Raw genomic sequence first — 13,286 nt, forward strand, 5'->3', positions numbered from 1 at the left:
CCTCAGATAATGAAAATCGATGAGCCGGTGGTTTTGCGCGCTTCCAGATCCCGGTGCGCCTGCACTGCATCTTCCAGTGCGTAATGCTGATTGATACCGATCTTCAACCGGCCGCTACCCACCAGATCGAACAGCTCGCCGGCCAGTGCTTCTTTTTCTGCGGGGTCCGCAATGTAGTCGGCAAGTGCCGGGCGCGTCATATACAGCGACCCTTTCATCGCCAGCAGCTGTGGATCAAAAGGCGGTATGGTGCCCGATGCGGTACCGACGCAAACCATCAGTCCGCGACGTTTCAGCGAATCGAGAGACGCCATAAAGGTGTCCTTGCCAACACTGTCAAACACCACATCCACGCCAACGCCGCTGGTCAGGTCGCGTACGCTGGTAACCACATCGTCACAGCTGTAATTGATCACGTGATCGCAACCATGTGCCCGCGCCACTTCTGCCTTGGCTTCCGACGATACTGTGCCAATGACATTCAGACCGAGCAGCTTCGCCCATTGGGAAACAATCAGGCCAACACCACCGGCGGCGGCGTGCAGCAAAATGGTGTCCCCTGCTTTGAAATCGTGGATACGGCGCATCAGATAGGCGGACGTCAGGCCACGCATGGTCATGGCCGCCGCGGTTTCGTAGGCAATGGTTTCCGGCAGTTTGATCAGTGGCGCCGCGGGAATCAGTCGCTCGCTCGAATAGGCACCGAGGGTGTTGAGGAAACCGGTGTAGGTGACACGGTCACCTGTGGTGACATTGGTCACACCGGCACCCACTTCCATCACCACACCGGCAGCTTCCACACCGATACCATTGGGCATGGGGATGGGATAAGTGCCATTGCGAAAATAGGTATCCGCATAATTCAGACCTACCGCCACGTGGCGCAGACGCACTTCGCCGGGTCCGGGTTTACCCACGTCGACATTTTCGATACGCAGGACTTCGGGGCCCCCGGTTTCATAAAATCGAACAGCCTTGACCATTCCCAGGCCTCCTGTAGTGCTTTCGCGTTTTCGGTTGATATTCACTTCTGGTATCTACTCTATGGGTTCCCCCTCTCCGCATCTTCACTTCCAGCGACATATACTTTTCTTTTCATGACACACTAAAATGAAAGAAAAACCGTCCGAGGATGGATAAATGACGAGTCAGATTCGCGCTGCGGCGCTGAATGACTATGCCGAGCTGGCCCAGCAACTGGGTCTGAACTACCAGCGTCTGATGCACGATGTCGGGTTGCGTCCGACGGTGTTGGGGCAGGCGGATACACGTATCCCGGTAGATGCGGTGGTTAATCTGCTGGAACTTTCCGCGGAAGAAAGTCAGTGCCCGACGTTCGGGTTGCGTCTGGCGGAATTTCGCCAACTGTCGGATTTCGGTGCTATCAGTCTTTTGCTGCCACATCTGCGCACTCTGCGCGATGCGTTAAATACCACCATCAAATATCGGCATCTGATGAACGATGCCCTGGTCATGCACCTGGAAGATGCCGGTAACGTGGTGATTGTGCGCGAGGAAGTTGTAACCAGTTCCGCACGCCCGTCCCGTCAGGCAACCGAGCTCGCCATCGGTGTACTGTTTCGTTTGTGCGGCGCACTACTGAGCGGCCAATGGCACCCGATCAGCGTCAATTTCACACACAGTGCGCCGCCGGATCTGCAGGTACACAAGCGTATTTTTAATTGCAAAATCGAGTTTGGCTCCGACTTTAACGGCATGGTCTGTCCGGCAGCGGATCTCGACAGTCCAAATCCATCCGCCGATCCAGCCATGGCGAAATATGCGGAAACCTATATTGCCTCGCTGCCTGGCTCCAAACAGCAGCCATTTTCGTACGAGGTTCGCCAGGCGATTTATCTGTTCCTGCCCATGGGGCGCGCCAATATAGAACAGATCTCCCATGCCCTCGGGGTAAACGTGCGCACCCTGCAGCGCAAGCTGGAAGAAAGTGGGGAAACCTTTTCCGACCTGATTAATGAAGTGCGCCGCAACCTGGTGGTGCACTACATGACTAACCCCAACTATTCTCTTGGCAGAATTGCGGATATGCTCGGCTACTCGGTGGCAAGCTCTTTCACTCGCTGGTTTTCCAGCCAGTTTGGGATGTCCCCCGCCCGTTGGCGCGCCGAACACGACACGGACGAAAGTGCGCCGAATAATTGATTAAATCGCTGAAGAACAGATAAGTCGAAAACCACAAAAGGACGTACACCATGAGCGCTCGCAACCTGCCGGGAGTTCAGCAACAGCTGCAGCAGCTGGTCGCCAGCCCCAGCGTCAGCGCCACCAACCCCAAACTGGATATGGGTAATCGCGGCGTTATCGACCTGCTTGCCGCCTGGTTGGAAACCCTGGGCTTCAAGATTGAAATCATGCCCATGGAAGACCAGCCCCATAAAGCCAACCTGATCGCCACCCTTGGCCGGGGCGATGGCGGGCTGGTACTTGCCGGGCACACCGATACCGTGCCCTACGACGACAACCGCTGGAAATCCGATCCTTTCAAACTGAGCGAGCGCGACAACCGTTTTTTCGGCCTCGGCAGCACGGATATGAAAGGTTTTTTTCCGCTGGCGATCGAAGCCGCGAAAGCCTTTGCCGACAAGCCGTTGCAGCAGCCACTGATCATCCTTGCCACCGCGGATGAGGAAACCTCCATGTCCGGGGCGCGCGCACTGGTAAAGGCCGGCTTGCCCAAGGCCCGTTACGCTATCATCGGCGAACCCACCGGCTTGAAGCCCATCCGTATGCACAAGGGCATGATGATGGAACGGCTGCGCATCACCGGCCAGGCCGGCCACTCCTCCAACCCCGCGTATGGCGCCAGCGCGCTGGAGGCGATGCATACCGCGATGGGAGAAATTCTGAAACTGCGCGGAGAGTGGCAGGAACGCTACACCAATCCCGGGTTCGCCGTTCAGGTGCCGACACTCAATCTCGGCTGTATTCACGGGGGCGATAATCCAAACCGCATCTGCGGGCACACGGAACTGCAATTTGACCTGCGACCATTGCCGGGCATGCCGATGGACGAATTGCGTGGGGAACTGCACCAGCGCCTGAAAAACGTAATAGGCGGCGAGAAGATCCAGCTGGAAATGGAATCCCTGATCGGCGGCGTGGAGGCTTTCGAAGAGCCGGCGCAATCGGAGCTGGTGCAGGTAGCCGAACAGCTGACCGGGCACAGTGCCGAAAGCGTGGCCTTCGCCACCGAGGCGCCCTTCCTGCAAAAGCTCGGCATGCAGACAATCGTTCTCGGCCCCGGGGATATTGATCAGGCGCACCAGCCGGATGAATACCTCGGCCTTGAACGGATCGATCCGATGATCGACGTGCTGAAAGGGATGATCGGGAAGTTTTGCCTCTGACAGCGTTTAGAAGTCCGAGAGAAGGTGGCGATACCGGGTGCACTTTTGCGAGACCTTCCGCGAGAGGGACCTCGCGGAAGAGTCCCCATGGATGGGTTCACGACGTGTTTCGCAAAAGTGCACCCGGTAGCGGCACCGCCATCCAGCCCGAACAAATCCCCGCTTTAACATTAACCACTGCTGCCGCAGAAAATACGGTATATTGAGCCGACTTACGATTAATCTGCAGAATATCAAAGCTCGTGAATACAGAAACCACCACCCTCAACTGGTTCAGAAACGCCGCGCCCTATATCAATGATCTGCGCGGGCGAACCCTGGTGGTTGCGATTCCGGGGGAAGGGTTTGAGCACGAGAACTTTCGCAACCTGGTACACGACCTCACCCTGTTTATCAGCCTGGGCGTAAAGCTGGTGCTGGTGCACGGCGCCCGTGCACAGGTAAACCGCGCCTTGGAAAGCGCCGGTATTGAAAGCCGCTTCCAGGGCAATACCCGAATTACCGACCGTGAAACCCTGGAGGTAATCAAGGCCGCCGTGGGCAAGCTGCGTTTTGAAATTGAAGCGGCATTTTCCCAAGGGTTACCGGATTCCCCCATGGCGCGCTCGGCCTTGAAGGTGGTGTCTGGTAACTTTGTCACCGCACGTCCGGTGGGCATTATCGATGGCGTGGATATGCGCTGGACCGGACAGGTGCGGCGGATGGAGGTGCAGGCGATTGGCCGTGCACTGGACGAAAACTCGCTGGTGCTGCTATCGCCCTTTGGCACATCGCTGACCGGCGAGCTGTTCAATCTCAATTATCTGGATCTCGCCGCCGAGGCGGCTCAGGCACTGCAGGCAGAAAAGCTGATCCTGTTTCGCGACCAGCCACAACTGGAAGTAAACGGCGAGACGATTTACGACCTCAGTATCCATCAGGCAGAAGACGTTGCCGACCACCTCGATAGCGAAACACTGAGTTGTGCCATCAAAGCCTGTAATGCGGGTACGCAACGAGTGCACCTGCTCAGTTACGCGGACAACGGCGCCCTGCTGCAGGAATTGCTCAGCCGTGAGGGCGCCGGCACCATGATCTACCGGGATAGCTACGAGGTGATCCGGCGGGCGCGGATCAACGACGTGGGCGGGATTCTCGGGCTGATCCGGCCACTGGAGAAACAGGGCATTCTGGTACGCCGCTCCCGGGAAAAGCTCGAGTCGGAGATCGACCACTTTACCCTGGTGGAAGTGGATGGCACCCCGGTGGCCTGTGCGGCGCTGTATCCGATCCTAGACGATCAGGGCGACACTATCGCCGCAGAAATTGCCTGCGTGGCCATTCATCCGGAGTTTCGCGGCGGCGGCCGCGGCGCCAAGCTGCTGCATCACCTGGAGCGCCAGGCACGGGCGCTGGATCTGGCGGACATCTATGTACTGACCACCCAGACCGAACACTGGTTTATTGAGCGCGGCTTTACCCAGGTGGATGTCGCGGATCTGCCCACCAGCCGTAAGTCTCTATACAACATTCAGCGAAATTCCCGCGTTTTACGCAAGCCGCTGAAAGCGCAATAGACTTGCATGAAACTCTGCCCGAGACGGACAGGTCTTGCGCAGGATTCCCCTACTTTTGGCAACCGCGCAATAGCGCTTCCATTTTGCTAATCTGTCGCGTCCCCGGGGTACATTGCTGCCCCGCCCAAACTTCGGGCAAACCACCAAATTCTGATCCACGTTTACACGTTTAGTAAGTACCGCTATGCCTCAGTACCGCTCTCGCACTTCCACCGCCGGCCGCAATATGGCCGGCGCCCGCGCCCTGTGGCGCGCCACCGGCATGAAGGATGAAGATTTCCACAAGCCGATTATTGCCGTGGCCAACTCCTTCACCCAGTTCGTGCCCGGGCACGTACACCTGAAGGATATGGGCCAACTGGTGGCACGAGAAATCGAGAAAGCCGGCGGCGTAGCCAAAGAGTTCAATACCATTGCCGTGGACGACGGTATCGCCATGGGCCACGACGGCATGCTCTACAGCCTGCCCAGCCGTGAGATCATCGCCGACTCCGTGGAATATATGGTGAACGCCCACTGTGCCGACGCACTGGTGTGTATCTCCAACTGCGACAAGATAACCCCCGGAATGCTGATGGCGGCCCTGCGCCTGAATATTCCGGTCATCTTCGTTTCCGGCGGGCCCATGGAAGCGGGCAAAACCAAGCTTGCCGACCACAAGCTCGACCTGGTGGACGCGATGGTGATCGCCGCTACCGACGATGCCAGCGACGAGAAGGTAGCCGAGTACGAGCGCTCCGCCTGCCCCACCTGTGGCTCCTGCTCCGGTATGTTCACCGCCAACTCCATGAACTGCCTGACCGAGGCACTGGGCCTGTCGCTGCCCGGTAACGGTACCATGCTCGCTACCCACGCCGACCGCGAGCAGCTGTTCCTGCGCGCGGGCCGCGAAATCGTGGCACTGGCCAAGCGCTACTACGAAGAAGACGACCTTTCCGCATTGCCGCGCTCTATCGCCAACCGCGCCGCGTTCAGCAATGCGATGGCCCTGGATATCGCCATGGGCGGCTCCACCAATACCATTCTGCACCTGCTGGCGGCGGCCCAGGAAGGCGAGATCGACTTCGACCTGTCCGATATCGACCGCCTGTCGCGCAAAATTCCGCAGCTGTGCAAAGTGGCTCCCAATACCCAGAAATACCATATCGAAGATGTGCACCGTGCCGGCGGTGTCATGGCCATCCTCGGCGAACTGGAAGCCGGAGGCCTGTTGGATGCGAGTCTGCCGACGGTATATAGCAGCTCTTTTAAAGAAGCGCTGGAAGAGTGGGATATTCGTCGTACCGACAACCCCGACGTGCATAAGTTTTTCCGTGCGGGCCCAGCCGGCATTCCAACACAGACCGCGTTCAGCCAGGACTGCCGCTGGAACAACCTGGACGGCGACCGCGAACAGGGCTGTATCCGCTCCGTCGAGCACGCCTATTCCTCCGAGGGCGGCCTTGCGGTGCTGTTTGGCAACCTGGCTCCCAACGGCTGTGTCGTAAAAACGTCCGGGGTGGAAGAAGAGCTGTGGCACTTTGAAGGCCCCGCTCACATCGTCGAAAGCCAGGAAGACGCCGTTGCGCATATTCTTGAAGGCAAGGTGAAGGAAGGTGAGGCGGTCATCGTGCGCTATGAGGGCCCCAAAGGCGGCCCGGGCATGCAGGAAATGCTCTACCCCACCAGTTACCTGAAATCCAAAGGCCTGGGTAAATCCTGCGCGCTGATTACCGACGGCCGCTTCTCAGGTGGAACTTCAGGCCTTTCAATCGGCCACGTATCACCGGAAGCGGCCGGCGGCGGCAATATCGCTCTGGTACAAAATGGCGACCTGGTCCGTATCGACATTCCCAAGCGTCTGATCGAAATCGATATTCCGGAAGAGGAACTGCAACGCCGCCGCGACGCAATGAACGCGAAAGGTGAAGAAGGCTGGAAGCCGGCGAAGGTTCGGCCGCGCAAGGTAAGCCGCGCACTGAAAGCCTACGCATTGCTTGCAACCAGTGCCGATAAAGGCGCGGTGCGAGAAATCGACTGATCCTGGGGTCACCCAGCGGTAAGAAAAATAGCGGGCACTGCCCGCTATTTTTTTATCCATTAATGGAGTGCACTGACGAAGTCGTTACTCTGCCAGCTTGTAAGAGATCCGGTTGCGTACACCGTGCTTTTCAACCGGTTCACCATCCACCACCGTTGGTCGGTACTTGAAGCGCTCAACGGCCTTTAACGCGGAGTGATCAAACACATCCGTCGGCGCCCCGGCGGTATCGTAACCACCCACAACCCGCGGATTCTTCACACTGCCGTTCTTGCTGATGGTGAATTCAACCACTACGTAGCCCTCTATTCCCCTGGCCATCGCACGCCGTGGGTAGCGGGGTGCCGGCTTGTAAATGGGTAGTGGATCCGCGCTGATGATTGCGGTATTCACTTTGGTCCGGGTTGACGCCGGTGGGCGAATATCCAGTGGAATAGAACCAGGCTCCACGGTGCGCTCAACTGTAGTCGGTGCCACCGGGGGCGGTAACTCCTTTGGCTTACTAACGGTCTCCTGCCGGTGCACCGTAGGCTTTACATCCGGCATATGAATCGGTGCAACTTTTGGAGGAGGCTCCACGAGTGGTGCTTCAAAGTCGGTGGCGATCAGCTGCGACATACCAAATAGCAGCAGGCCGGTAACCCCCAGGGCCATCGCCAGGCTTCCCACGGCGGTCGATGGCCGACCGGAAGGTGAAGAATTTAAGATCGATGAAGCTGATAAGGAATTGGGAGGATAAGCCAGTTCCATAACACCTCTCCTTTTTATTTTTGGGTGTTGTTTGAAACGCACTGACGCACAGGGTGAATCGGTGCGATGGAAAAAGCTGATCAGCTACTTACAGTTCTAGTTGAATTCAACGAGATTGCAAATAATTCCCATTAATCGATCAAAATTACGCCACATACCATTCACAGGCAAAAAAAAGACCGCACATTGTGCGGTCTCTTTCTGGAAAAACATCTGATCGGTATAAGCATTACATCGCCAGTTGTTTCTCTCGCTCCTGCTCACCCTCTACGAAAGTGATCCACTGTTTGGCAAACTTCTCGGAACGTTTGTCTTCCAGGGCTTTCTTGAAGTTCTTGAGTGAAGCGTCGTACTTCTTCAGATTGGCGTTGGCCATACCCAGCACGATGTAGAGCTGATCCGGGCGTTTGATATCGCCCTTCTTCAGTGCCTTGCTTCCCATATCCAGAGCTTCTTTGTTCTTGTCCAGGTCCAGGTAGATACCGGCCAGACGAGAGTAAAGATCACCCTTGTCGGACATGCTTGCAGCAGCTTCCAGTTCGGGAATCGACTTTTGCAGCTCCTGGGCCATCTGGTAGGCCTGAGCCAGGGTTTCCAGATTCTTGGAGTTGCGGGCAATCTTCTTCTCACTCATGCCCTTGTCGATTACCTTGGCGCCCTTGTACGGCATTTCCGCACCCATAAAGAGATAAGCCATGTTCAACAGCTCTTTCTCTTTTTGCAGGGCACCGGCAATGTAGGCAGCTTCCATCATGTGAAGCATATCGTCTTCACGCTTCAGCTCACCGTACATACCCGCCAGCTGCTTGTAGTACTCACCTTTCGGATAGTACTTGACCAGCTTCTCCAGGATATTGGCCACCTGCTTGTAGTCGTTTTTCTCGTAGTAGAGGAAACGCTGCAGGCCCAACCAGTTTTCCTTGGGGGTCTTGCCTTCTTTTTCGTACATGGACACGGCCTGATTGATATCGGCCAGTGCCTTGTTGTTGTCACCCAGCTGGTAGTAAGCCTGGGCGCGCAGGGCGTAGGAGTCCGCGTTGATATTGTCGGCCACCTTGAACCAGCGGTTCAGGTAGTTGACCGCCTGCTTGTAGTCTTCGGTTACGAAGTACAATTGGGCTACGGTCAACAGCGTACCCACCTCCAGAGCCACCGGCAGGTTCTGTTCCCCCTGATCCAGTACCTTCTTGTAGTAGGTAATCGCCTGCGGATACTTCTCCATGCTGTAGTAAACGAAGCCGTAGAAGTAGTACATCTGCGCGGTTTCGTAACCGTTCAGCTTGTCTTTACCCGCTTCCATTTCCCGCAGGGCCGCCAAGGCCGCCGGCCAGTTCTGGGCATCGGCAGCTTCCTGGGCTTTACCCAGGTGCTTGAATGCACTCTCGCGCATGGAAGGCGTTTTGCGGGTCTTCTGCTCGCTCTGGGCTTCCGCCTGAGCGAAAGAAGTGGAAACACCCACAGCCTCCAGCACGGTTACACTCACTGCCGGCGCCAGGACCAGGGGCAGCGCTACGGACGTGCGCAGGACGAGCCTGGAGAGGCCTTTCGTCACGGTCGTCATATTCATATGCGTCCCCTATCTTATTGCGCCATATTGAAGCTGATCTTGGTTTTTACACCAGGTACTTCAATCGGTTCACCGTCAACAACCCGCGGCTTGTACTTGTACTTCAACGCGGACTTCACAGCAGCGCGGTTGAAGATGGTGGTGGGGTTGCCATCTTTGGTAAAGGCTTCCACAACACGCGGATCACGTACAGAACCGTTCTTGGTTACCGTGTATTCCACAACAACCCAGCCCTCGATACCCCGCTGCAATGCGCGGCGCGGGTACTGAGGCTGAACCTTCACGATAGGCAGGTAGTCACCTTCGGAAGCAAAACCACCAATACCACCCACATTCAGGTCGGCGTTGGCCGTCGGTGCAGACATGTTCAGGGCATTGTCTACGTCCGGCTGGTCAAACTCCGGCTCCGGCATATCGGGTGGCGGCTGCTCGGGTTCATCGGGCTTATCCGGTTTGCTGGTATCGTATTGCGTTTCGATCTTCTGTTCCGGCATTACGATGTCGGCAACCTTGATTGGCTCCTCCTCTTCAGGAGCGCCCAGGTTCGCCTCGATCAGCGCATGCATGGTGAAGATCAGGGCAAAAGTCGTGGCTACCGCCAGCGCACCCGCCCCTACTAGTCTTACCGGGTTCATAGCTGTTAACTCTTCTCTGTAGCGACCGACACTTTCTCGATACCGATCTTCCTGGCCGCGTCTGCGATCAGGGCAACCTTCTCGATACTCGCCTTTTTATCGGGCTGAATAACCAACCACCCCTTGGGGTTTTCCGCGTAGAGACGCTCCAGGGTGTTTTTCACCAGGCGGTCATCTACCTGCTCTTTGGCAATCCAGATTTCGTTGTTGTCGTTAATCGCTACCAGAATAGAGGCGGCTTTGAGATCAGCGGTAGTCGCTTCCGGCTTCAGAACATCGACACCCGGCTCCTTGATAAAGGTCGCGGTGACGATGAAGAAGATCAGCATGATGAACACCACGTCCAGCATGGGCGTGAGGTCAATCGCTTGCCCTTCTTCTTCCGCCGTATTCTGTTTTCTGCTCATTGCAACTCTCTCTAGCGAAATGCTAATAGCGAGATTTGGCCCTGAAGCCCCCACCGCCACACGCGGTGATGAGTGGAAGCTTCCGTGTTGGCTAAACCTTCTCGGTTACCGCCGCTCTCTGTCGATTGCGCCGGCAACGCACACTTGTGGTGCCTTAGTGATCCATCGTCAGATGGTCTTCCAGCAGCTGGGTCTCACGCTGAGCGGTACGGGTGATGTAGGTGTTGGCAAATACACCAGACAGTGCGGTTACCATGCCCGCCATTGTCGGGATGGTCGCCATGGATACACCACTGGCCATTTGCTTGGCATCACCACCACCGGTGATCGCGAGAACCTCAAACACGTTGATCATGCCCCAAACGGTACCCAGCAGGCCGAACAACGGCGCCAGGGCTACACAGGTCTGAATCATGTCCAAGTTGCTGTCGATTTTCTCGGATACCCGGGAAATCAGCGCGTAGCGGATCTGGTGGGCACCCCAGGATTTGCGCTCGGGGCGCGCTTCCCAGGTGTCCACAGCGCCCTGAACATCACTCTTCAGGCCACCTTTGAAGTAAAAGAACCGCTCGAAAATCAGCGTCCACATAAAGAAGGTCAGGCCGGCGATCAGGAGTAGTACTGGCCCGCCCGACGCCATAAAGGCGTTGACGGCGGCCCATGCGTCATTTAATGCGTGCATGTTGCCGCCTCCTCTTATTTACGCTCAGCGTTTTCTGCAACGATACCGGCACTCTGTTCGTCCAGGATGTGCAGGATGCGCTTGGCACGGCCGTTCACGATGGTGTGCAGCAGTACAGTCGGGATAGCCACACACAGACCCAGAACGGTGGTAACCAGTGCAGAGGAGATACCGCCAGCCATTGCTTTAGGATCGCCCGCGCCGAAGATGGTGATCGCCTGGAAGGTGATGATCATACCGGTAACGGTACCCAGCAGGCCCAGCAGCGGGGCTACCATGGCGATGATCTTCAGCAGGTTCAGACCGGATTCGATGGCCGGACGCTCTTTCAGCACCGCTTCTTCCATCTTCAGTTCCAGAGTCTCGCCGTCGACACCCTTGTTCTCTTCGGCTACTGCCAGAACACGACCCAGCGGGTTGTTGGTGTTCGGAGTAGAGGAACGCAGCTGAGAGTTCACTTTGGCGTTAACACCAGACAGAACCAGCAGACGCCAGATGGCCAGCAGAACCGCAACCACACCAACACCGGTGATGATGTAGCCCACGATGCCACCCTGATGCCAGCGCTCAACGATGCTCGGGCTCGCGATCATGGCTTTCAGGTAAGAACCACCGCTCGGGCCAGTGGGGTCAACACCAAACGGAGAGAAGCCGCTGGTAGCAGACTGCAGATCGGCAGCCATGCTCAGGTACTTGCCATCCGGCTGACGAATAAGCTCGGCCAGCTTCTGGTTGTCGTTCATTTCCAGGTACTTGCCATCGGAAACGATGTTGAAGTTACCAACACGTACAACTTCCTGCTCAGCCTGTTCACCGTCCGGCAGAATTACAGTGGTGTTGAACTTCACAACCTTACCGGATTCCACAGTCTCACGCTGCAGCTCGTACCACAGACGCTCGATTTCCTGGATGGTCGGCAGTTTGGTAGCAGAGTTCATTTTGTCGATCAGCTGATCGAGGAACTCGGCGCGGCCCGGGTACTGAGCGGAAACCAGAGAGGTCTGGAGGTTCGCGCGCAGGTCACCAGCGGTGGAGGTCAGGTGGCCGAACAGTTCTTTCAGAGAGCCGAGGCGCTCGTCCAGCTGCTGACGCTTCTGTTGAACCAGCAGTTCCTGCTCTTCGTACTTCTTCTCCAGGGCGGCGGAACGGGCTTCTTCAGAGGTACGGGTGTTTTCTGCCTGACTCAGCAGAGAAGCCTGGTTGGCTTTTTGACGACGGAAGTCAGCTTCGCGCTTTTTGTGCTCGGCGGACTCGGAGATTTTGGAGCTCTGAACCATCTTCAGCAGCTGGTCCAGGGAAGATGCTTTGTCCTGGGCAACAGCAGAAACGCTGATCAGACCAGCAGCCGCTACGGCCAGAACGCTTTTGGCGATAGAGGATTTCATTGCGCAGCCTCCGGAGCCGGGATCGGCATAGTCATGATGTCGGTAGTAGCCTGTTTCTTGGCGATTTTCAGGCCCTGCATGATGGCGCGGCGGAATTCGCCGGAGTCGATCTCAACCCAGGCTTTCTGCTCTTTGTCATAGGCCAGGGAGATTTTGGAGTCGGTGGTCTGAGCAACCAGCGCGATACGACCAATTTGCAGAACGCTTACTTCGCGATCCTGACCGTTTACGTTCAGGGTGTCGCCGTAGGTATCGATCTTACGGGCGTATTCAGCTTCGAAGTTGTACAGTTCCAGCACCTGACGGAATTTTTCCGCTACTGTGATATCGGAACGGTCCATATTGTTCTTCACACCTTCCAGGTTGGCCTTACGCTCGGCCAGCTTGAAGGGGGCGTCCAGTTCGATGAACTGTTCCAGACCATCCAGCATACGCAGGATCAGCGGCTGGATCTGACGCTCGATAACGGTCACCTGATCGATGGACTCGTCGAGATCCTTGATCACGGACAGCTGGTTAGCCAGCTGCTTTTCGAGCTGACGGTTGTATACACGCAGACCGTCGATCTCTTTGTTCACTACCTTGAACTGCTGAAGCAGGTCAGAGGTTTCCTGAGCGATCTTGTCGATGCGCTTTTGAGATGCAGTGGCAGCAGCAGTTTTCTGCTCACCAACCTTGAGTACGGTGTCGAGTGTGTCCGCAGTGGCTACGCTACCGTACAGTGCGCCGGCAGACAGCGCAGTGGTCAGCGCCACAGCCATGAATCGCTTGGTTTTCATTAGACCCCCCAGTGGGTTCAATATTTCACAACATGGTCGCGATGGATTAGCTGCCACAACGCGGTAGTTTTTGGTTTGAAGACAGCTAAGAGCCGCACATTGTAAACAGCCGATTTGATTATTCAAATGCGGATTGA

Annotated in this window: 12 protein-coding genes; 4 read left to right on the forward strand and 8 right to left on the reverse strand. The window is 56.5% G+C overall.

Annotation, left to right across the window (positions count from 1 at the left end; translation table 11 throughout):
- Positions 1–2: 2 nt before the first annotated feature.
- A complete protein-coding gene (locus AU11_RS11230) occupies positions 3–983 on the reverse strand; it encodes a quinone oxidoreductase (RefSeq protein WP_043319435.1) in 981 nt (326 codons plus the stop codon).
- Between the two features lie 157 nt (positions 984–1,140).
- Between AU11_RS11230 and AU11_RS11235 the strand changes: the two genes are divergently transcribed.
- From AU11_RS11235 to ilvD, 4 genes are all read left to right on the forward strand, one after another.
- On the forward strand, positions 1,141–2,163 hold the full coding sequence (locus AU11_RS11235; protein WP_043319438.1) for an AraC family transcriptional regulator: 1,023 nt from the start codon (positions 1,141–1,143) through the stop codon (positions 2,161–2,163).
- 50 nt (positions 2,164–2,213) lie between these two features.
- Complete coding sequence (argE, locus tag AU11_RS11240; protein WP_043319440.1) at positions 2,214–3,368, forward strand: acetylornithine deacetylase; 1,155 nt, start codon at positions 2,214–2,216, stop codon at positions 3,366–3,368.
- 242 nt (positions 3,369–3,610) lie between these two features.
- Entirely contained in the window at positions 3,611–4,924 is a 1,314-nt protein-coding gene (gene argA / locus AU11_RS11245) for an amino-acid N-acetyltransferase (protein ID WP_043319441.1), read from the forward strand.
- Positions 4,925–5,108: 184 nt separating this feature from the next.
- A complete protein-coding gene (ilvD, locus tag AU11_RS11250; RefSeq protein WP_043319443.1) occupies positions 5,109–6,944 on the forward strand; it encodes a dihydroxy-acid dehydratase in 1,836 nt (611 codons plus the stop codon).
- Positions 6,945–7,028: 84 nt separating this feature from the next.
- On the opposite strand, the gene AU11_RS11255 is transcribed toward ilvD, so the two are convergent.
- From AU11_RS11255 to AU11_RS11285, 7 genes are all read right to left on the reverse strand, one after another.
- A complete protein-coding gene (locus AU11_RS11255) occupies positions 7,029–7,598 on the reverse strand; it encodes an energy transducer TonB (protein WP_051687200.1) in 570 nt (189 codons plus the stop codon).
- A 325-nt stretch (positions 7,599–7,923) separates the two neighbouring features.
- Positions 7,924–9,261, reverse strand: a complete 1,338-nt coding sequence (locus AU11_RS11260; protein ID WP_043319445.1) for a lipopolysaccharide assembly protein LapB — start codon at positions 9,259–9,261, stop codon at positions 7,924–7,926.
- 14 nt (positions 9,262–9,275) lie between these two features.
- A complete protein-coding gene (locus AU11_RS11265; protein WP_043319447.1) occupies positions 9,276–9,896 on the reverse strand; it encodes an energy transducer TonB in 621 nt (206 codons plus the stop codon).
- A gap of 5 nt (positions 9,897–9,901) precedes the next feature.
- Entirely contained in the window at positions 9,902–10,303 is a 402-nt protein-coding gene (locus tag AU11_RS11270) for a biopolymer transporter ExbD (protein WP_043319449.1), read from the reverse strand.
- A gap of 154 nt (positions 10,304–10,457) precedes the next feature.
- Positions 10,458–10,985 carry a MotA/TolQ/ExbB proton channel family protein gene (locus AU11_RS11275; RefSeq protein ID WP_043319451.1) on the reverse strand — a complete coding sequence of 176 codons (528 nt, stop codon included), beginning with the start codon at positions 10,983–10,985 and terminating at the stop codon, positions 10,458–10,460.
- Positions 10,986–10,999: 14 nt separating this feature from the next.
- Positions 11,000–12,370: a MotA/TolQ/ExbB proton channel family protein gene (locus AU11_RS11280; RefSeq protein ID WP_043319452.1), complete on the reverse strand. Its 1,371-nt coding sequence runs from the start codon at positions 12,368–12,370 to the stop codon at positions 11,000–11,002.
- Entirely contained in the window at positions 12,367–13,149 is a 783-nt protein-coding gene (locus AU11_RS11285; RefSeq protein WP_043319453.1) for a DUF3450 domain-containing protein, read from the reverse strand. Before AU11_RS11285 ends, AU11_RS11280 begins: the two co-directional genes overlap by 4 nt.
- Positions 13,150–13,286 lie beyond the last annotated feature (137 nt).

It is taken from the genome of Microbulbifer sp. HZ11 (assembly GCF_000708675.1).
GTDB lineage: Bacteria > Pseudomonadota > Gammaproteobacteria > Pseudomonadales > Cellvibrionaceae > Microbulbifer.